This window comes from Amycolatopsis sp. NPDC034160, assembly GCF_055575355.1.
Genome location: NZ_JBVISU010000025.1, coordinates 20,760 through 41,333, shown reverse-complemented (window position 1 = coordinate 41,333; position 20,574 = coordinate 20,760). Strand labels below are relative to the sequence as shown.

General features: G+C 68.8%; 18 protein-coding genes. 9 read left to right on the top strand and 9 right to left on the bottom strand.

Features of this window, described 5'->3' with window-relative positions:
• Positions 1-3: 3 nt before the first annotated feature.
• Genes sufC through ACZ54P_RS34445 form a run of 4 tightly spaced genes read right to left on the bottom strand, consistent with a single transcriptional unit; the run spans position 4 to position 4,230 of the window.
• Entirely contained in the window at positions 4-774 is a 771-nt protein-coding gene (sufC, locus tag ACZ54P_RS34460) for a Fe-S cluster assembly ATPase SufC (RefSeq protein ID WP_125793823.1), read from the bottom strand.
• A 35-nt stretch (positions 775-809) separates the two neighbouring features.
• A complete protein-coding gene (gene sufD / locus ACZ54P_RS34455) occupies positions 810-1,982 on the bottom strand; it encodes a Fe-S cluster assembly protein SufD (protein ID WP_465465786.1) in 1,173 nt (390 codons plus the stop codon).
• Between the two features lie 2 nt (positions 1,983-1,984).
• The gene (sufB, locus tag ACZ54P_RS34450) at positions 1,985-3,391 is read right to left on the bottom strand and encodes a Fe-S cluster assembly protein SufB (protein WP_465465847.1); all 1,407 of its coding nucleotides are present in this window, start codon (positions 3,389-3,391) and stop codon (positions 1,985-1,987) included.
• 38 nt (positions 3,392-3,429) lie between these two features.
• Positions 3,430-4,230, bottom strand: coding sequence for a helix-turn-helix transcriptional regulator (locus ACZ54P_RS34445; RefSeq protein ID WP_465465785.1), 801 nt, complete (start codon positions 4,228-4,230; stop codon positions 3,430-3,432).
• Between the two features lie 213 nt (positions 4,231-4,443).
• On the opposite strand from ACZ54P_RS34445, the gene mptB reads away from it, so the two are divergent.
• From mptB to ACZ54P_RS34420, 5 genes are all read left to right on the top strand, one after another.
• Positions 4,444-6,030 carry a polyprenol phosphomannose-dependent alpha 1,6 mannosyltransferase MptB gene (gene mptB, locus ACZ54P_RS34440; protein ID WP_465465846.1) on the top strand — a complete coding sequence of 529 codons (1,587 nt, stop codon included), beginning with the start codon at positions 4,444-4,446 and terminating at the stop codon, positions 6,028-6,030.
• Between the two features lie 19 nt (positions 6,031-6,049).
• Complete coding sequence (locus ACZ54P_RS34435) at positions 6,050-6,976, top strand: ABC transporter ATP-binding protein (RefSeq protein ID WP_465465784.1); 927 nt, start codon at positions 6,050-6,052, stop codon at positions 6,974-6,976.
• Complete coding sequence (locus ACZ54P_RS34430) at positions 6,973-7,773, top strand: ABC transporter permease (protein ID WP_465465783.1); 801 nt, start codon at positions 6,973-6,975, stop codon at positions 7,771-7,773. Before ACZ54P_RS34435 ends, ACZ54P_RS34430 begins: the two co-directional genes overlap by 4 nt.
• A 64-nt stretch (positions 7,774-7,837) precedes the next feature.
• Positions 7,838-8,806: a COX15/CtaA family protein gene (locus ACZ54P_RS34425; protein ID WP_465465782.1), complete on the top strand. Its 969-nt coding sequence runs from the start codon at positions 7,838-7,840 to the stop codon at positions 8,804-8,806.
• Positions 8,807-8,920: 114 nt separating this feature from the next.
• Positions 8,921-9,868, top strand: a complete 948-nt coding sequence (locus ACZ54P_RS34420; RefSeq protein ID WP_465465781.1) for an acyl-CoA desaturase — start codon at positions 8,921-8,923, stop codon at positions 9,866-9,868.
• Positions 9,869-9,979: 111 nt separating this feature from the next.
• Here ACZ54P_RS34420 and ACZ54P_RS34415 read toward each other — a convergent pair whose 3' ends face one another.
• Complete coding sequence (locus ACZ54P_RS34415) at positions 9,980-10,846, bottom strand: ATP-grasp domain-containing protein (protein WP_465465780.1); 867 nt, start codon at positions 10,844-10,846, stop codon at positions 9,980-9,982.
• Entirely contained in the window at positions 10,843-11,151 is a 309-nt protein-coding gene (locus ACZ54P_RS34410; RefSeq protein WP_465465779.1) for a hypothetical protein, read from the bottom strand. The genes ACZ54P_RS34415 and ACZ54P_RS34410 overlap by 4 nt, the downstream gene beginning before the upstream one ends.
• 95 nt (positions 11,152-11,246) lie before the next feature.
• On the opposite strand from ACZ54P_RS34410, the gene ACZ54P_RS34405 reads away from it, so the two are divergent.
• On the top strand, positions 11,247-12,218 hold the full coding sequence (locus ACZ54P_RS34405) for a quinone oxidoreductase family protein (protein ID WP_465465778.1): 972 nt from the start codon (positions 11,247-11,249) through the stop codon (positions 12,216-12,218).
• Positions 12,215-12,751 carry a GNAT family N-acetyltransferase gene (locus tag ACZ54P_RS34400; protein WP_465465777.1) on the top strand — a complete coding sequence of 179 codons (537 nt, stop codon included), beginning with the start codon at positions 12,215-12,217 and terminating at the stop codon, positions 12,749-12,751. The genes ACZ54P_RS34405 and ACZ54P_RS34400 overlap by 4 nt, the downstream gene beginning before the upstream one ends.
• A gap of 85 nt (positions 12,752-12,836) precedes the next feature.
• On the opposite strand, the gene ACZ54P_RS34395 is transcribed toward ACZ54P_RS34400, so the two are convergent.
• The 3 genes from ACZ54P_RS34395 to ACZ54P_RS34385 form a co-directional block, all read right to left on the bottom strand.
• Positions 12,837-13,409 carry an FKBP-type peptidyl-prolyl cis-trans isomerase gene (locus ACZ54P_RS34395; RefSeq protein WP_465465776.1) on the bottom strand — a complete coding sequence of 191 codons (573 nt, stop codon included), beginning with the start codon at positions 13,407-13,409 and terminating at the stop codon, positions 12,837-12,839.
• A 10-nt stretch (positions 13,410-13,419) separates the two neighbouring features.
• Positions 13,420-15,681, bottom strand: coding sequence for a HelD family protein (locus ACZ54P_RS34390; RefSeq protein ID WP_465465775.1), 2,262 nt, complete (start codon positions 15,679-15,681; stop codon positions 13,420-13,422).
• Between the two features lie 374 nt (positions 15,682-16,055).
• The gene (locus ACZ54P_RS34385; RefSeq protein WP_410605734.1) at positions 16,056-17,036 is read right to left on the bottom strand and encodes a heme o synthase; all 981 of its coding nucleotides are present in this window, start codon (positions 17,034-17,036) and stop codon (positions 16,056-16,058) included.
• A gap of 299 nt (positions 17,037-17,335) precedes the next feature.
• On the opposite strand from ACZ54P_RS34385, the gene tkt reads away from it, so the two are divergent.
• Positions 17,336-19,438 (top strand): transketolase, encoded by a 2,103-nt coding sequence (gene tkt, locus ACZ54P_RS34380; protein WP_465465774.1) that lies wholly within the window; start codon positions 17,336-17,338, stop codon positions 19,436-19,438.
• Between the two features lie 18 nt (positions 19,439-19,456).
• Entirely contained in the window at positions 19,457-20,569 is a 1,113-nt protein-coding gene (gene tal / locus ACZ54P_RS34375) for a transaldolase (RefSeq protein ID WP_465465773.1), read from the top strand.
• Positions 20,570-20,574: the final 5 nt, after the last annotated feature.

The window sequence follows — 20,574 nt, the reverse complement described above, 5'->3', positions numbered from 1 at the left end:
GGATCAGACTGCGGCGGTCTCGGTGGAGCCGGCGTACTTGACGTACCCGTTCTCCTCCAGCTCGTCCGCGAGCTCACGGCCGCCGGACGCGACGATCTTGCCGCCCGCGAAGACGTGCACGAAGTCGGGCGTGATGTGCCGCAGGATCCGCGTGTAGTGCGTGATCAGCATGACGCCGGCGTCGTTGTTGGCCTTGAACTCGTTGACGCCTTCGGACACGACGCGCAGCGCGTCGACGTCGAGACCGGAGTCGGTCTCGTCGAGGATGGCGATCTTCGGCTTGAGCAGCGCCAGCTGCAGGATCTCGTGGCGCTTCTTCTCGCCGCCGGAGAAGCCCTCGTTCACCGAACGCTCGGCGAACTCGGACGAGATCTCCAGTTTGCCCATCTCCTCCTTGACCTCCTTGACCCAGTGGCGCAGCTTGGGGGCCTCGCCACGGACCGCGGTGGCCGCGGTGCGGAGGAAGTTGGACATGGACACGCCCGGTACCTCGACCGGGTACTGCATGGCGAGAAACAGGCCCGCGCGGGCACGCTCGTCGACGCTCATCTCGAGCACGTCCTCACCGTCGAGCAGGACCTGCCCGGAGGTGACTTCGTACTTGGGGTGACCGGCGATGGCGTAGGACAGCGTGGACTTGCCCGAACCGTTGGGGCCCATGATCGCGTGGGTCTCGCCCGACTTGATGGTCAGGTTGACGCCCTTGAGGATCTCCTTGGGGCCCTCCTCGGTCGTGACCGAGGCGTGCAGATCCTTGATTTCCAGCGTAGGCATTTCTTTCCTAAAGTCTGATGTGGACGGACGAGGGCTTAGACGCCCACGGCTTCGAGTTCGGCTTCGATCGCGGCCTCGAGGCGCTCGCGCACCTCGGGGACGCCGATCTTGACGAGGATCTCGTGGAAGAACCCGCGTACGACCAGTCGCCGCGCGGCGTCTTCGCCGATTCCGCGCGACTGGAGGTAGAACAACTGCTCGTCGTCGAACCTTCCCGTGGCGCTCGCGTGCCCGGCCCCTTCGATCTCGCCGGTCTCGATCTCCAGGTTCGGGATCGAGTCCGCCCGCGCGCCCGGCGTGAGCACCAGGTTGCGGTTGAGCTCGTAGGTGTCGGTGGCCTCGGCGGCCGCCCGGATCAGCACGTCGCCGACCCACACGGTGTGCGCGCCGTCGCCCTGCAGCGCACCCTTGTACATCACCCGCGACTTGCAGTTCGGCACCGCGTGGTCGACGAAGAGGCGGTGTTCCTGGTGCTGTCCTTCGTCCGCGAAGTACAGGCCGAGCATCTCGACGTCGCCGCCCTTGTCGGCGAAGGTCGCCGTCGGCGAAACGCGGACGAGGTCACCGCCCAGGGTGATGGTGATGTGCTTGAGCGTGGCGTCGCGGCCGAGCTTGAGGTGCTGCTCGGACACGTGCACCGCGTCGTCGGCCCAGTCCTGCACGCTGACCACGGTCACGTTCGCCGACTCGCCGATGACGAACTCGACGTTGTCCGCGTAGGTGCCGGAGCCGACGTGGTCGAGGACGATGACGGCCTCGGAGAACCGCTCGGCGCGGACCTGCAGGTGCCCGTAGGCGACCTTGCCCTCACCGGGGCCGGTGATCTTCAGGGTCGACGGCTTCGACGCCTTGGTCTCCTTGGGCACCGTGATGACGGTGGCCTCGGTGAACGAGGAGTACGCCTGCGCGGCGATGCGGTCGCTCGGGACACCGGCGGCGCCGAGGCGTTCGTCGTCGCGGCCCGCCTGCTCGATCTCGAGTTCGGGCGCGCCGTCGAAGTCCAGGCTGACCGTGCCCGAAGCGGCGGCGGACCCGTCGTGCAGGCCGCGCAGCCGCTTCATCGGAGTGAAACGCCAGTTCTCCTCACGACCGCCGGGGACCTCGAAGGCCTCGACGTCGTAGGAGGTGAAGCGCTCCGCGCGAGAGGTGGCCGGAACGACCACCCCTTCGCGCATCGCTTCGGAAACGTTGTTCTCGGTAACCGACATGACTAGCCGACGGACCCTTCCATCTGAAGCTCGATCAGGCGGTTCAGCTCGAGCGCGTACTCCATCGGCAGCTCACGCGCGATGGGCTCGACGAACCCGCGCACGATCATCGCCATGGCCTCGGCCTCGTCGAGACCGCGCGACATGAGGTAGAACATCTGGTCTTCGCTGACCTTCGAGACGGTCGCCTCGTGGCCCATGGAGACCTCGTCGTTGCGGATGTCCACGTACGGATACGTGTCCGACCGCGAGATCGTGTCGACCAGCAGCGCGTCACAGACCACGCTGGACCGCGAGTGGTGCGCCCGCTTCGCGACCTTGACCAGGCCGCGGTAGGAGGTGCGGCCACCGCCGCGCGCCACCGACTTCGACACGATGGTCGAGGACGTGTGCGGCGCCAGGTGCTCCATCTTCGCGCCGGCGTCCTGGTGCTGGCCTTCGCCCGCGAACGCGACCGAGAGGACCTCGCCCTTGGCGTGCTCGCCCATCAGGAAGACGGACGGGTACTTCATCGTGACCTTGGAACCGATGTTGCCGTCGATCCACTCCATGGTCGCGCCCTCTTCGCACTTGGCGCGCTTGGTGACCAGGTTGTAGACGTTGTTCGACCAGTTCTGGATGGTCGTGTACCGGCAGCGGGCGCCCTTCTTCACGATGATCTCCACGACCGCCGAGTGCAGCGAGTCGGACTGGTAGATCGGCGCGGTGCAACCCTCGACGTAGTGCACGTAGGCGTCTTCGTCGACGATGATCAGGGTCCGCTCGAACTGGCCCATGTTCTCGGTGTTGATCCGGAAGTAGGCCTGCAGCGGAATGTCCACCTTGACGCCCTTGGGCACGTAGATGAACGAGCCACCGGACCACACCGCGGTGTTCAGCGCGGAGAACTTGTTGTCCCCGGCCGGGATCACGGAGCCGAAGTACTCCTTGAAGATCTCCGGGTGCTCCTTGAGCGCGGTGTCGGTGTCCAGGAACAGGACGCCCTGCGCCTCCAGATCCTCACGGATCGAGTGGTAGACGACCTCGGACTCGTACTGCGCGGCGACACCGGCGACGAGGCGCTGCTTCTCCGCCTCGGGGATGCCCAGCCGGTCGTACGTGTTCTTGATGTCCTCGGGCAGGTCTTCCCAGGAAGTGGCCTGCTTCTCACTGGACCGCACGAAGTACTTGATGTTGTCGAAGTCGATCCCGGAGAGGTCCGCACCCCAGTTGGGCATCGGCTTCAAGTTAAAGAGCTTGAGCGCCTTCAGTCGCGCTTCGCGCATCCACTCCGGCTCGGACTTCTTCGAGGAGATGTCGGTGACGACGTCCTCGTTCAGTCCGCGACGGGCGCTAGAGCCCGCCTCGTCGGAGTCCGCCCAGCCGAACGCGTACTTGCCAAGGGACTCGATGGTCTCTTCCTGGCTCATGGGCGCGGTGGTGGGAGTGCGCTGCTCGGCAGCGGCAGTCATGCGGGTTTCCCTCCATTCGGGATCCGTGCTGTGCGCCCTGGAGAGGGCGCCGTGCTTCCCGGCCGGGATGTGGCCGGTCGACCCGTCGAAGCGACGGGTACGTGTGTGGTGCACGCGTTGTCACCGCGTGCGATGGTCGCGAGCCGCTGCACGTGTGTACCCAGCAGCTGTGCGAACGCCTCGGTCTCGGCTTCACACAACTGGGGGAACTCGGCGGCGACGTGGGCGACCGGGCAATGGTGCTGGCAGAGCTGTTCGCCCGCCCCGACCTGACGGGTCGACGCAGCGTAACCCTCCCTGGTCAACGCCGCAGCGAGGGCCTCGGCGCGGACGGTGGGGTCCGCGTGCTTGGTGATCGCCTCGCGATGCGGGCCGACGAGAGAGGCGACACGGGCCTCGGCGAAGGCCTTCACGGCGTCTTCGCCCGCGTGCTCGGCGAGGAACCGGATCGCCGAGGACGCGAGGTCGTCGTAGGCGTGGCCGAACCGGGCGCGGCCCGTTTCGGTGAGCAGGAAGTTCTTGGCGGGACGGCCTCGGCCGCGCGGACCGCGGCGGGGCGCGTCGCGGGTCTCGGCCTCGCCGTCGGCCAGCAGCGCGTCGAGATGACGCCGGACGGCGGCGGCGCTGATCCCCAGCTGCTCGGCGACCACGACGGCGGTCATCGGACCCTGCTCCAGCAGCAGACGGGCCACTTCATGCCTGGTCCGACCCTCGGGGCCGACCTGCGCGGGGACAGGCTGGACCTCGGCGCGGAGCATGTCGCCCCCGGCCTCGTCCCGCGTCCCCGTCTTTTTCACAACACAAGTGTGACGTATTTCCGGAGAGACGGCAAAGAGGGGTGCCTCACGGAGTGGCGCGCGTCACGTCGCCGCCTTCTTGTCCCTCGGTAACCACGTACCCGCTCACTCTGTTCCCGGCATCGCTACCCTTCGTGCGTGGCAGTGGGCGAGCACCCGGCGGGGCGGGACACGGACGAGGCACGGCCCGAGGAAGCTTCGGCGGCGGGATCGGTGGCGACGCTGTCCCCGGGGCGCCCGCACGAGCCCGAGCCGCTCGACGACAAGGAACTGCGCGGACTGAACGTGGTCCGCCGGTTCGGCGCGGTCGGTTCCCTGTTCCTCGCCCTCGGCTCGCTCGGCGCCGGAGCCGCGCCGGTGATCAACCCGGTCCAGGAGATCCCCGTACTGCGGCTGTTCACCCGCATTCCCACCGTCTCACTCGCGATGGGCCTCGCCGGGATGGCGATCATCGTGCTGAGCTGGCTGATGCTCGGGCGGTTCGCCCAGCCCGCGCGCCGCCGCCTCGCCACCCAGGGGCAGCTCGCCCGCACCATCGCGCTCTGGTGCGCGCCGCTGCTGGTCATCCCGCCGCTGTTCTCCCGCGACGTCTACAGCTATCTCGCGCAGAGCGAGATCGTGGCCCGCGGCATGGACCCGTACTCGCTCGGCCCGGCCGAAGCGCTCGGCGTCTCCGATCCGCTGACCTCCGGTGTCTCCAACATGTGGCGCGAGACCCCCGCGCCCTATGGTCCGCTGCTGCTCCGGCTCGGCGGCTGGCTCGCCCCGCTGAGCAGCGGGAACATCGTCACCGGGGTGCTGCTGCAGCGCGGTCTCGCGCTGATCGGCGTCGTCCTGATCATCTGGGCGCTGCCCAAGCTGGCCCGGCGGTTCGGCGTGCAGCCGGCCACCGCGCTGTGGCTCGGCGCCGCGAATCCGCTGCTGATCTTCCACTTCGTCGCGGGCGCCCACAACGACGCGCTGGCGATCGGGCTCATGGTGGCCGGGCTGGAGATCGGCATCCAGCGGATGCCGGTGCGCTACAAGCACGACGCCGTCCCGCCGCTGGCGAAGGGCGAATTGCTGTTCATCGCGCTCGGCGTGGTGATCATCACCCTCGGCGTCGCGGTGAAACTGAACGCGATCCTTGCGTTGCCGTTCCTCACCGTGATGGTGGCCAGACGCTGGCACGGCCGGATCAAGGACCTGCTCACGGCCGCGATCCCGATGGCCTTGCTGTTCGGCGTGGTGCTGGTGGCGGTCTGTTACGGCACCGGCCTCGGTTTCGGCTGGGTCGGCGCGCTCGGGACGCCGGGACTGGTGCGCTCGTGGATCTCCCCGACGTCGGAACTCGCGGCGCTCGGTGGTGTCCTCGGCATCGCGCTCGGCCTCGGCAACCACACCAACGCGATGGTGCCGATCCTCGGCACGCTCGGCTACCTCGTCGCGGGCGCGGTGACGGTCAAGTTCCTCTGGGACAGCTTCAAATGGCGCTACCGGCCGATCATCGGCCTCGGCGTCTCGCTGGGCGCGGTGATGGTGCTGCACGTGGCGTTGCAGCCCTGGTACCTGTTGTGGGCGATCATCCCGCTCGCCGCCGCGGCGGGCACGTCGCGTTTCCGCATCGCCGCGACGATCGTCACCGCCGTCCTGCCGTTCCTGCTCCCCACCACGGGCAGCACCTTCGACGGCCGCGGCTACGTCCTGCCGTTCGCGTGGTTCGCGGCCGGGGTCGTCACGCTTTTGGGGCTGTTCGTGGTCCACCGCCTCTCGCCCCTGCTGCTGTCCAGACCGTCCCCGGAGCATTCGGTCCCCGCGTGACGCCGTATCGTGACCTGTCGTGAACGCCCCCGCCGTCGAGATCACCGGGCTGGTGAAACGCTACGGATCCACCACCGCGGTCGATGGACTCGACCTGCGGATGGAACGTGGCACACTGCTCGCGCTGCTCGGCCCGAACGGGGCCGGCAAGACCACCACCGTCGAAATCTGCGAAGGCTTCCTCCGGGCTGACGACGGCGAAGTCCGCGTGCTGGGCATGGACCCGGCGCGGGACGGCCGCGCGCTGCGGCCGCGGATCGGGGTGATGCCCCAAGGCGGCGGCGCCTATCCCGGCGTCCGCGCCGACGAGATGCTCGGACTGGTCGCCGCGTGCGCCGCGAATCCACTCGATCCGGCCTGGCTGCTGGACGTCCTCGGCCTCGCAGGAGCGCGGAAGACGCCGTTCAAACGCCTTTCCGGCGGGCAGCAGCAGCGGCTCTCCCTCGCCTGCGCGCTCGTCGGGCGCCCGGAACTGCTCTTCCTCGACGAACCGACGGCGGGGATGGACCCGCAGGCCCGTCGCCTGGTCTGGGATCTGCTCGAAGCGCTGCGCGCCGACGGGGTCAGCGTGCTGCTGACCACGCATCTGATGGAAGAGGCCGAAACACTGGCCGACACCGTGGTGATCGTGGACCACGGCAAGGTCGTCGTCGAAGGTTCGCCGCGTTCGCTGACCGTCGACGCCGGCGAGGCCGCGCAACTGCGCTTCAAGGCCCGCACGCGGCTCGACACCGCCCTGCTGACCGCGGCGCTGCCGGAGGGCCACCTGGTGCACGAGTCCGCACCGGGGACTTACCTCGTCGAGGGCGCGATAAGTCCGCAGGTGGTCTCGACGGTGACGGCCTGGTGCGCGCAACAGGGCGTCATGCCCGAGGAACTGCAGGTCGGCAGGCGCACGCTGGAAGAGGTCTTCCTGGAGCTGACCGGACGGGAACTGCGCGCATGACCCCGACGCCCACCCCCCGGTTCGCCCCGGGCACGTTCACCCCTGCCCCCGGCCGCGGTTCGCTCGGCAGGATGCTGCGCACGCACGCGAAGGTCGAGGCGAGCCTGACCCTGCGCCACGGCGAGCAGATCCTGCTGACCCTGCTCATCCCGCTCGCGCTGCTGATCGGCTTGTCGCTGCTGGACGTCCTGCCGTCGGCACAGCTCGGCGATTCGTCCAAAGTGGACTGGATCACGCCGAGGATCCTCGCGCTGGCGGTAATGTCGTCGGCGTTCACCGGACAGGCCATCGCGCTCGGCTTCGACCGCCGATACGGCGTCCTCAAACGGCTTTCCGCCACCGCGCTGCCCCGCTGGCTGCTGATCGCCGGCCGGGTGGCCGCCGCGCTGGTCGTGGTCGCGTTGCAGGCCGTGGTCCTCGGTGCCGTGGCCGCGCTGCTGGGCTGGTCGCCGTCACTCGGCGGAATCCTCGGCGCGCTCCCGTTCCTGATCATCGGCACCTTCGCGTTCGGCGCGCTGGGGCTGCTGCTCGGCGGGGCGTTGCGCGCGGAAGCCGTACTGGCGCTGGCCAACATCGTCTGGTTCGTGCTGCTGCTCGCGGGCGGCATCCTGCTGGCGCCGTCGACGATGCCGTCGGGCCTGGCGACGTTCGTCGAACTGCTGCCCTCGGGCGCGCTCGCCGAAGGCCTGCGGTCGGTCCTGCTGAACGGGTCGTTCGACTGGGGCGCGTTCGCGGTCCTCGTCGGCTGGGGCGTCGTCGCGGGCGCGCTGGCGAGCAAGACCACACGCCTGACCTGAGAGCGCCGACACAGCGGGTACGGCCGGTGGAACGCTCTCAGGAAGGGCGTTCTAGCATCGGGCGGTGCCGTTCCAGAGCCTTGTAGCGCGTCTGCCGTATCCCTCGTCCGCGGTTCAACGAGCGGTCGCGATGGCGGCGGTGATCGCGCAGGCCGGAATCGGGGTCACCGGTTCGGTCGTCCGGGTCACGGGTTCGGGCCTCGGCTGCCCGACTTGGCCGCAATGCGTCGAAGGCAGCATCGTCCCCGTGGCGCATCCCGAATTCGACGCGCTCAACCAGTGGATCGAGTTCGGCAACCGGATGCTGACCGGCGTCGTCATCCTCGTCGCCGCGCTGTGCGTGATCACCGCGTGGCGCGTGCAGATCGAGCACCCGAGCCGCCGCCGTCTGGTGAAGCTGGCCTGGACGATGCCCGCGGGTGTGGTGCTGCAGGCCGTCGTCGGCGGCATCACCGTGCTCGCGAAGCTCGAATGGTGGACCGTCGCCCTGCACTTCCTGGCCTCCACTCCCCTGGTCTGGCTCGCGGTCCTGCTGCTTCGCGCGTTCAACGAGGGTGACGAGCCCGCTCGCTGGCTGATCCCGGACGCGGGCCGCAAAACGCTGATCGTGCTCGCCGTGGCGATGTGGGCCATTCTCGTGGCAGGCACCACCGTGACCGGCGCGGGCCCGCACGGCGGGGATCCCGGCACCCACCGGCTCCAGGCCCCGATCGAGACGCTCACCCAGGTCCACGGTGGCCTGCTCGTGGTCTACCTGATCGTGCTGGCCGTCTTCGGCCTCCAGCTCATGCGCGGGGACACACCGAAGCAGGTATGGCGGCGCTACACCGTCGTGTGGGTGATAGCGCTCGCCCAAGGCGTCCTCGGCTCGGTGCAGTACGCCCTAGGAGTGCCGGAGGCATTGGTCTCCCTTCACGTCCTCGGCTCCGCCCTGGTGATCATCTCGACCGCCGCGCTGTGGTGCGTATCACGCGATCGCGGCCCAGTACCGGTTTCACAGGCCGCTGACCGGGAACTCGCCACTTCGAACTGACCCACCGGCAAACCGGACGTAACCCCCGGGCGGGGTGCTCGCCAGACTCTGCCCTTACGCTGCGTTCGGTGCCCCGCACGGGGGTCACCACCGAGTCGAGGCACGAGGTGTCGTATGACCGCCAGCACCGAGCCGGACGCACCGGCCAGTCCGTCCAAACCTCTGATCTCCCACCGGCGTGGCTCCGGGGAGATGCTGATCCTCAAGACCTTCCTGCTGGTCCCGTTCGTCGCACTGCTCGCCGCCGTGCCGATCGTGTGGGGCTGGGGCATGACCTGGGTCGATCTCGCACTGGCGGTCGTGTTCTACACCATCGGGACGCTCGGGGTGACCGTGGGATACCACCGCTACTTCACCCACGGCGCGTTCAAGGCAGGACGTCCGCTGCGGATCGCCCTCGCCATCGCCGGAAGCTTCGCGGTGCAGGGATCGGTCATCTTCTGGGTGGCCAGCCACCGCCGTCACCACGCCTTCGCCGACCGCGAAGGCGACCCGCACTCCCCCTGGCTGTTCGGGACGTCGCCCACGGCGCTGCTGCGCGGATTCTGGCACGCGCACATGGGCTGGATGTTCGGCCGCGAGGTCACCAACTACGAGCGTTTCGCGCCGGACCTGGTGGCGGACAAGGACCTTCGCGTGGTGAACCGCTACTTCTGGCTGTGGATCACCCTCAGCCTGGCGCTGCCCGCGGTACTCGGCGGGCTCATCAGCTGGTCCTGGTGGGGTGCGGTGACCGGATTCTTCTGGGCCGGGCTGGTCCGGATCGCGTTCCTGCACCACGTCACCTGGTCGGTGAACTCGATCTGTCACATGGTCGGCGAGCGCCCCTTCGCCAGCCGCGACAAGGCGGCGAACTTCTGGCCGCTGGCGATCCTGTCCATGGGCGAGTCGTGGCACAACTCCCACCACGCCGACCCGACCTGCGCGCGGCACGGTGTCCTGCGCGGGCAGGTCGACGTGTCTGCGCGGGTGATCTGGCTGTTCGAGAAGCTCGGCTGGGCGTGGGATGTGCGGTGGCCGAAGCCTGAGCGCCTCGCCGCGAAGCGCGTGAAGCCCGCCTGACGCTCGCGCATTCGTCCTCTGGTCGCGACGGCCGTCCTGGGCACACGGACGCTATGAAAGGACCTTTCCTTGCAAATTTTGCAAGGAAAGGTCCTTTCATAGCAACGCGTGTCAGGCGAGTTGCTGACGGACGGCGGAAGCGAAACGCCACGCGGCGGAGGCGTCGGTCTGCCGGAAGCCGAGCGAAGGCTCGACGAGCTCCAGTTCCAGCAGCAGCGGCCTCCCGTCCGGTCCGGTGACGATGTCGACGCGGGCGTAGAGCAGCTCCGCGCGCAGGATCCCCAGCAACGCCGCTGTCGCGTCCAGCGCGTCTTCGGCCAGCGCGCGGAACGACGCGGACGGCTGCGCGGGGGCGAGCTTTTCCGTGACGTACAAACCGGATTCGTCGAGTTCCCTGCCCAGCATGGCGGCCTTCGAGAACGCATGCGAGTACACGCCGCCGAAGAACACCAGCGCGAGTTCGCCTTCGGTGTCCACACTGGACTGATACGGCTGCATCAGCGCGGTGTGTCCTTCGGCGTGGAGACGCCGCAGATACGACGCGGCGTCCTCGCCGGACGCGAACCTTCCGACCCCCTGGGAGCCGGCACCGATCGCGGGCTTCACTACGAAGTCGCCCTTGGGCCAGCGCGGGGCGTCGTCTCCCGGCGCGATCAGCGTCGTCGGCACGACCGCGACCCCGGCGTCGCCGAGTTCGGCCAGATAGGACTTGTCGGTGTTCCAGCGCACGACTTCGGCCGCGTTGGCCAGGGCGGGCACGGATTCGGCCCAGGACAGGAATTCGGCGCGGCGCTCGGCGTAGTCCCAGGTGGCGCGCAGCACGACGATGTCCGCGGCGCCGAAGTCGACGGTCGTGTCGTCCCAGGCGGCCCAGTGGGCCTTGAAGCCGAGGTCGGCCAGCGCCTCGGGAACGGCGTGTTCGTCGCCGTCGCCTTCCGGCAGCGCGGAACAGGCGACGAGGATCGCGGAACCGCTCACTTCCCCGCCATCCGGCGGCGGTGCTCGGCGCCGATCTTGGTGGCCTTCACGGTCTCGCTGTCCCACTCGGCGGGTTCGAGGTCTTCGACGGCCTCGACCAGCGCGTCGCCTGCCGCCGTGGAGGCGACGACGACGTCGCCGAGCGCGCCGTCGGCGCCCACGAGCACGACCCGGGCGCCGATCCGGCCGATGTTCTCCACCACCGCGCGCGACGGCTTCCCGTGCCGCTTCACGAAGTCGCGGGCGGCCGCGATCTGGCGCGACGTGGGGGCGGCGGTCTCGGTCTTCTCTTCGGTCTCAGCCACGGCCAGAGCTTAACCGCGAAAGGCCCGTGGCGCGGAATAACCGTGGCGTCGGCCATAGTTGTGCCGGTCGGAAAGACCTTGAACGAGGAGGATGTATGCCCACGGCAGTGCGGATCCGGCGAACCGGTGGCCCCGAAGTCCTTGAGCTGGAGCAAGTCGAGGTAGGCGAACCCGGAGCCGGTGAACTGCTCGTGGACGTCGCCGCGGCGGGCGTCAACTACATCGACACCTACCACCGCGAAGGCATCTACCCCGTCGACACGCCGTTCATCCTGGGCATGGAGGGCGCCGGCACGGTGGCCGCGATCGGGCCGGACGTGACCGGTTTCGCCGTCGGCGACCGCGTCGCCTGGCAGGGTTCGCTCGGCAGCTACGCCCAGCGCCGCCTGCTCCCCGCCTCGATCGCGGTGAAGATCCCGGACGGCGTGACCGAGGAGACCGCCGCCGCGACGATGCTCCAGGGTGTCACCGCGCACGCGCTGATCGCCTCGACCTACGAGGTCAAGGCCGGTGACGACGTCCTGATCCACGCCGCCGCGGGTGGGATGGGCCTGCTGCTGGTCCAGCTGGCCAAGGCACGCGGCGCGAGGGTGATCGGCACCGTCTCCACCGACGAGAAGGCCGAACTCGCCAAGCAGGCGGGCGCGGACGACGTCATCCGCTACGACCAGGTCGATTTCGCCAAGGCGGTCCGCGAACTCACCGACGGCAAGGGCGTCGCGGTGGTCTACGACGGCGTCGGCAAGTCCACTGTGGACGGCAGCCTGGCGAGCCTGAAGATCCGCGGCCTGCTCGCCCTCTACGGCGCGGCCAGCGGCCCGGTGCCGCCGATCGACCCGCAAGTACTGAACCGCAGCGGCTCGGTGTACCTCACCCGCCCGACCTCCGCGCACTACGTGCTCACCCGCGAGGAACTGGAGTGGCGGGTGAGCGAACTCTTCGCCGCCGTCGGAGACGGCTCGCTGAACATCCGGGTCGGCGGCCGGTACCCCCTGGCCGACGCCCGCCAAGCGCACGAAGACCTCCAGGGGAGGCGCACCACCGGCAAGCTCCTGCTGATCCCGTGACGGTGCGCTGGCCGGAGGAGGTCCGGCTCGAAGGCGAAGGGCTCGTCCTGCGGGACTGGACCGAAGATGACATCGCGTTCCTGCCCGGGCTGTTCGACAATCCCGCCGTCGCGCGCTTCACGCCGCTACCTTCGCCGTTCGACGAGGTAGCGGCGAAGGGCCACTACGAGAAGGCCATCACCCGCCGGGCGGAGGGCTCGGGGCGGCGACTCGCCATCACGACCGACGGCGGCGAGCCGCTCGGCGAGGTGGTGCTGTTCCTGCACGAAGAAAGACACGCCGAGCTCGGCTACGCGGTCGGACCGGCCCACCGAGGGCAGGATCTCGCGGCGCGGTCCCTGCGGGTGCTCACCGCGTACGCGCTGGAACTCGGTCTCGGGCCGCTTCGGCTGAAGATCGACGCGCAGAACGCGGCCAGCGAGGCCGTCGCTCGCCGCGTCGGCTACGTCCCCACTGACGTTCCCCCGGAGACCAAGATCGAGAAGGGACTGGAGCGCACCCTGCTCACCTGGGAGTACGCCGAGTCCTCGTGAGTGGTAATGACGGTTCTAACCGTCATTACCACTCACGAGACCGGGCGGACGCGGCCACGGCGGACTCACCCGTCCGAGGTCCCCATCAGCCTTGGTTGGTGGGGACGCTCACGGCATCGGTGACGAAGACGAGGGTCTCATTCGGCGCGATACCGCGGCCGCCCTGGCCGTAGCCTAGGTCCGGCGGGATGATCAGCAGCCGCCGCGCCCCCTGCTTGATCCCTTCCAGGCCCTGGTCCCAGCCCTTGATGACCATGCCCGCGCCGAGGGTCAGGTCGAACGGCTCGCCTCGGTCGAAGGAGCTGTCCAGCTTCTTCTTGTTGGACCAGGTGACCAGCGAATAGTTCATCTTCAGGTTCGCGCCGGCCTTGGCGCCCTCACCGGTGCCGGGCTCGAGGTCCTTCGTGATGAGCTTCTTCGGCGGGTCGCAGTCGTCCGGGATGGTGATGGTCGGTGCCTCCCCGAACTTCCCGGTGGTCTTGACGTCCTCCGCCGTGCACTCCCTGCCCTTAGGGGCGGGAGCCGAAGACGACGCCGACGCCGACGCGGGGGCCGCGCCGGAGGACTGGGCGGAACCTGCGGTGTTCTGTTTCTCGCCACAGGCCGCCAGGGCGAGGACGCCCGCGCCGATGACCACGATCTTGCCGAATGTGCGCATGCGGCCGACCTTAGCCAAGACCCTCCAGCGCCGGAACAAGGTCACCGGTCTGCACTACGCCCATCCGACGGGTCGCCCTGGTCAGAGCCACATAAAGATCGTTGAGCCCGCGCGGGGATTCGGCGACCACCTCGTCCGGCGCGACCAGGACCACCGAGTCGAACTCGAGTCCCTTGGCCCGCTCGACCGGCATGACCGACACCCGCTCACCCGCCTCGCCGAGCGCCTCCGCAAGAGAGTCGACCAAGGTAGCGGGGCACAGTACGGCGACCGTTCCACCGTCCACAGCGGACAGTTCGGCATCGACGAGCCCCGGCAGTTCAGCGGTGAGATCCGCCGGTGCCACCGAGCGCGACCAGGGTTCGAAACCCGTCTCCCGCACCGAAACCGGTGCTTCCAGCGACGGGTCCACGTCGGCGAGGACCCGGGCCGCGACGGCCATGATCTCCGCCGGGGTCCGGTAGTTCACGGTCAGCTCTTCGAGCCGCCACCGGTCGGCGACGTAGGGCGAAAGCACCTCGCCCCACGACCGCGCTCCGCCGGCCGCCCCGGTCTGGGCGACGTCACCGACGAGTGTCATCGACCGGTTCGGCGACCGGCGCATCAGCAGCCGCCAGTCCATCGCGGTCAGTTCCTGGGCCTCGTCGACGATCACGTGCCCGAAGGTCCAGGTCCGGTCCTGCGCGGCCCGCTGCGCCGCGGTCATCTCGCTACGGCCCTGCTGGCGCTCGGCGAACAGCTCGGCGTCGAGGACGTCGCTCACCCGCAGCAGTTCCTCGTCGATGATCTCCTCGTCCTGTTCGAGGATGTCGAGCACGCCTTCCGCGTACGCGCGGTCTTCCCGCTCGCGGCGGACGCGCTCGGCCCTGGCGTCGGTGTCGTCCTCGCCCAGCAACTCGGCGAGTTCGTCGAGCAGCGGGACGTCGGCCGGGCTCCACTGCGCGTCCGTCGGACTGTAGAGCTGTTCACGCTCGGTTTCCGACAAGGCTTTCCCGGCCGCGCTGCGCAACCGATCAGGGTCGGCGAAGAGTTCGTCGAGCACGACTTCGGGGGTGAGCGTGGGCCACAGTCCATCAAGGGCGGCGGCCACGTTCTTGTCGGCGGCGACCTCGGCGCGGATGTCCTGGACGTCACGCGCGTCGAGCAGGTCTTCCCCCAGTTTGCGGGCGGCCTGCCGGGTCAGCGCGTCGAGAAGGTCGGAGACGAAGATCCGCCGGGCGAGGTTGTGCGGACGGCGCGAGCGGCGGGCCCGCGTCCGCGCCTCGGTGCAGGTCTTGCGGTCGAGCATGAGGATCTCGCGCTCGAACTCGATCTCCAGCACCGGTTCCGGCACGCGCTGACGGTCACGGACGGCGTTGGCGAGCACGTCGGCCATCACCGCGCGGCCCTTGATCTCGGCGGCCTCACGGGTGACCGGGCCGACGGCGTCCAAGCCCGGGTACAACTGTCCGATCGTGGCCAGCAGCACCCCGGTCTCGCCCAGCGACGGCAGGACCTGCCCGATGTAGCGGAGGAAGGTGCTGTTGGGCCCGACCACGAGCACGCCGCGCGTGGTGAGCTGCTGCCGGTGCGTGTAGAGCAGATACGCCGCGCGGTGCAGCGCGACCGCGGTCTTGCCGGTGCCCGGGCCGCCCTGGACCACCAGGACGCCGTTCGGCGACGCGCGGATGATGCGGTCCTGCTCGGCCTGGATGGTGGCGACGATGTCGCTCATCTCACCGGTACGACGGCGTTCGAGCGCGGCCAGCAGTGCCGCCTCGCCCGCGAGGCCGAGGTCCTGGCCCTGGTCGGCGGCGGAGAGATCGAGGATCTCGTCGTCGACGCCGACGACCTTCCGGCTCAGCGACCGGATGTGCCGTCGCCGCCGGACACCTTCGGGTGAGGCGGCGGTGGCGAGGTAGAAGGGCCGCGCGACCGGCGCGCGCCAGTCGACGAGCAGCGGGCGGTACTCGTCGTCCTCGTCGAAGAGCCCGAGCCGCCCGATATAGGTGGTCTCCTCGGCGTGCTCGGGGAGGAAGTCGAGGCGGCCGAAGCACAGGCCCTGCTCGACGGAGCTCAGCTGGGACAGCCTGTCGGTGTACAGCGTCGTGGCGACGTCGCGTTCGGTGCGTGCCTGCGGAGTGCCGCCGGTCTGGCGCAGCGTCTGGTCCAGCCTGCGCTGGGCGTCGACGCGTTCGGCGTCGAGCTTGCGGTACAGGGTGGTGACGTACTCCTGTTCGAGTGCGACGTCGGTGTCCGTCGCATCGAGATCCCGGTCCGGGGACACGGACAAAAGCAGCCTGCTTTCGAGAGGTGGGACAGGGGCCGAACGGATTACAACGGCGCCCGCCATCATCTCATTCCCGCCAGGCGCGGCCCCCGCCCGCATTTAGTCCTCTATATCGAGAAGAAAGACGAACGTGTCGTGGTTGCGGGCGGGCCTGTTCGCCCGGGTGAGGGGCAGGGCGAAGGCGTAACGCGCGTGCTCAGAGACGGAACTCGCGTGCCTGGACCCCGCACTCGGGTGTTACGCCTCCAAGCACGCGAGATCCGGCTCCAAGCACGCGAGTACGGCGCCACGTCACCCAAGCCACCATCCCGCCCGAACACGCCACGTTTGCCTGGGCCCTCTATAAATGCGTTCTGGGGCCTTCACGCGCTACAGGATCAGAAGGGCAGGCCGATGGTGGGCAGCCCGATGGCCGAGTCGACGGCCAGTGCGACGAACACGATCATCAGGTACGTGTTCGACCGGTGGAACAGCGACATCGGCTTGGTCTCCTCGCCGCGCCGCACCGCCGCGTTCAGGCTGTGCGCGTAGAAGAGGAACCAGCCGCCCGCCAGGATCGCGAATGTCGTGTAGATCCAGCTCGTCACCGGGACCAGCAACAGCGTCCAGGCGACCATCACCCACGAGTAGATGACGATCTGCCGCGCGACGTGCTGCGGGGTGGCGACCACCGGCAGCATCGGCACGCCGGCGCGCTCGTAGTCGTCGCGGTACTTCATGCCCAGCGCCCAGGTGTGCGGCGGGGTCCAGAAGAAGATGACGCCGAACATCACGAACGCGGGCCACTCGACGGTGCCGGTGACCGCGGCCCAGCCGATGACGACCGGCATGCAGCCTGCCGCGCCGCCCCAGACCACGTTCTGTGACGTACGCCGCTTCAGCACCAGCGTGTAGACGAAGATGTAGAACAGGATCGTCGCGATCGCGAGGATCGCCGAGAGCAGGTTCACCGTGAAATAGAGCACCACGGCGGACAGCACACCGAGTACGAGGCCGAAGATCAGCGCGCCGCGGCGGGGCACCGATTCCTTCACCAGCGGACGGCGCTTCGTGCGGTTCATCACCTTGTCGATGTCCGCGTCGATGACGCAGTTCAAGGCGTTGGCGCTGCCGGCGGCCATGGTGCCGCCCACGAGCGTCGCGAGCACCAGCCACGGCGACGGGATCTCCCGGCCTGCCAGGAACATCGCGGGAATCGTGGTGACGAGGAGGAGCTCGATCACCCTGGGCTTCGCGAGGGCGGCGTACGCGCCGACGACCTGGCGGATTGTTCGCCGGCCACCGTGCGGTCGTTCACCGGTCGGATGTACGGCGCTGGTGCTGTCACTGCGTCCGTGCGCAGCGTTCACCAACGACATTTCACTCCCTGCGTCAGTTTTCGGGCCGGGTCCCGCCAGGCTTCCGGGTGATGTGGCGGCCCCGGATCCCAGCGTTCTGAACCCTTCCTCGATGTTAGACGTGCTGTTTCCAGAGGGTGATCGCGGGTCCTTCACCGGCCGAACCATTAGGCTGGCCGGGGTAGCTCGCGGCGTGCTTCTGCGAACGGTCCGGAGCAGGAATATCGTCCCTTCCGGATCGATTGAGATTAGTAGCGGTACGCGTGGGCTACCCACGAGGGAAGAGAAGCCACAACCTGATGACGGGGAGTTCGAGTTCAGTGTCCGAAACCGCCTCTACCAGCGAGAAGAACCCACTCCTGGAGCGCAACGTGCCCGCCGACTGGACCGACCTCGACACGCGGGCCGTCGACACCGTCCGGGTGCTCGCCGCGGACGCGGTCGAGAACTGCGGCAGCGGTCACCCCGGCACCGCGATGAGCCTGGCGCCGCTCGCCTACACGCTGTTCCAGCGGACGCTGCGCCACGACCCGGCGGACCCCGAGTGGCCCGCTCGTGACCGCTTCGTCCTCTCCGCCGGTCACTCGAGCCTCACCCTCTACATCCAGCTGTACCTCGCCGGATTCGGCCTGGAACTGGAAGACCTGAAGCAGCTTCGCAAGTGGGACTCGAGGACCCCGGGGCACCCGGAGTACCGCCACACCAAGGGCGTCGAGACCACCACCGGCCCGCTCGGCCAGGGACTGGCCAACGCGGTCGGCATGGCGATGGCGGCCCGCCGCGAGCGCGGCTTGCTGGACCCGGACGCTCCGCAGGGCGAGAGCATCTTCGACCACTACGTCTACGTCGTCGCCTCCGATGGTGACATCGAGGAAGGCGTCACCGCCGAGGCCTCGTCGATCGCCGGTCGCCAGGAGCTGGGCAACCTGATCGTCTTCTGGGACGACAACGAGATCTCGATCGAGGACGACACCAAGATCGCGCTGTCCGAGGACGTCGTGAAGCGCTACGAGGCCTACGGGTGGCACACCCAGGTCGTCGAGGGTGGCGAGAACGTCGTCGCGATCGAAGAGGCCATCAAGGCCGCCAAGGCCGAGACCGGGCGCCCGTCGTTCATCGCGTTGAAGACCGTCATCGGGTACCCGGCGCCGAAGAAGATGGGCACCGGCAAGGCCCACGGCGCCGCGCTGGGCGCCGAAGAGGTCGCCGCGGTCAAGGAGATCCTCGGCTTCGACCCGGAGCGGACCTTCCAGGTCGACGACGACGTCATCGCGCACACCCGCCAGGCCGTCGACCGCGGCAAGACCGCGCGCGCCGAATGGCAGGAGAAGTTCGAAGCGTGGGGTGCCGCCAACCCGGAGCGCAAGAAGCTCGCGGACCGGATGTCGACCCGCACGCTGCCCGAGGGCTTCGCGGACAACCTGCCGAAGTGGGAGCCGGACGCCAAGGGCATCGCGACCCGCAAGGCCTCCGGTGAGGTGCTCAACGCGCTCGCCGAGCCGCTTCCCGAGCTGTGGGGCGGTTCTGCGGACCTGGCGGAGAGCAACAACACCACCATGAAGGGGGCCGACTCGTTCGGCCCGGAGAAGGCTTCCACCGAGATGTGGAAGACCAGCCCGTACGGCCGGACGCTGCACTTCGGCATCCGTGAGCACGCGATGGGCTCGATCCTCAACGGCATCGCGCTGCACGGCGGCACCCGCCCCTACGGCGCGACGTTCCTGATCTTCTCCGACTACATGCGCCCGCCCGTGCGGCTGGCCGCGCTGATGAAGGCGCCGGTCACCTACGTGTGGACGCACGACTCGATCGGCCTGGGCGAGGACGGCCCCACCCACCAGCCGATCGAGCAGCTCTCCGCCCTGCGCGCCATCCCCGGCCTCAACGTCGTCCGCCCGGCGGACGCCAACGAGACCGCGTACGCGTGGAAGGCCGTCCTGGAGGACGTCCACCACCCGTCGGGCCTCGCGCTGACCCGGCAGAACGTGCCGGTGCTGGAGGGCACCAGCGCCGAGGGCGTCAAGCGAGGCGGTTACGTCCTCGCCGAGGCGTCCAACGGCAGCCCCGAGGTCGTGCTGATCGCGACCGGCTCGGAGGTCCAGCTGGCCGTCGAGGCCCGCAAGACCCTCGAAGCCGACGGCATCCCGGCGAGCGTCGTCTCGATGCCGTGTGTCGAGTGGTTCGACGCGCAGGACCAGTCCTACAAGGACTCCGTCCTCCCGCCGTCGGTCAAGGCACGCGTCTCCGTGGAAGCCGGTATCGCCCAGTCGTGGCACCGCTTCACCGGTGACGCCGGGGAGAACGTTTCGATCGAGCACTTCGGTGCTTCGGCCGACGCCGCCACGCTCTTCCGCGAGTTCGGTTTCACCGCGGAAGCCGTCGTCGACGCCGCCCGTCGCTCGATCGCCAACACCAAGAACTGATACCGATAAGGGGAAAGCATGAGCAACGACAAGCTCGCGCAGCTGTCCGAGGCAGGCGTCTCGATCTGGCTCGACGACCTGTCCCGTGAGCGACTGAACACCGGCAACCTCGCCGGCCTGATCCGCGACAAGCACGTCGTCGGCGTCACCACCAACCCGACGATCTTCGCCAACGCGATGTCGAAGGGCGAGGCCTACGACGAGCAGACCAAGGAACTCGCCGCCCGCGGTGCCGACGTCGAGGCCACCATCCGGGAGCTGACCACCACCGACGTGCGCAACGCCGCGGACCTGTTCCGCGACGTCTACACCGCCACGAACGGGGTCGACGGCCGGGTGTCCATCGAGGTGGACCCGCGGCTGGCCAAGGACTCCGACAAGACGGCGGCCGAGGCGCAGGACCTGTGGAAGACCGTGGACCGGCCGAACGTGCTGATCAAGATCCCGGCCACCGAAGAGGGTCTCCCGGCGATCACCAAGACGCTCGCCGAGGGCATCAGCGTCAACGTCACGCTGATCTTCTCGGTGGAGCGGTACCGGGCGGTCATCGAGGCCTACTTCGCCGGGCTGGAGCAGGCCAAGGCCAACGGCCACGACCTCAAGGGCATCCACTCGGTCGCGTCGTTCTTCGTGTCCCGGGTGGACACCGAGATCGACAAGCGGCTCGACGCCATCGGCACCGACGAGGCCAAGGCGCTGCGCGGTGAGGCCGCGATCGCCAACGCGCGGCTCGCGTACGCGGCGTTCGAGGAGCTGTTCGCTTCGGACCGCTGGAAGGCGCTCGCCGAGGCCGGTGCGAACGCGCAGCGTCCGCTGTGGGCCTCCACCGGGGTGAAGGACCCGCAGTACTCCGACACCCGCTACGTGGACCAGCTCGTCGTCAAGGACACGGTCAACACGATGCCGGAGAAGACCCTCGACGCGGCCGCAGACCACGCCGAGATCACCAGTGACACGGTGACCGGCAAGGGCACCGAAGCGCAGGCCGTCTTCGACAAGCTGAGCGCTGTCGGCATCGACATCACCGACGTCTTCCTGACCCTCGAAAACGAGGGCGTCGAGAAGTTCGAGAAGTCGTGGACCGAGCTTCTCGAGACCGTCAACGGACAGCTCGAAAAGGCAAAGGATTGATCTGG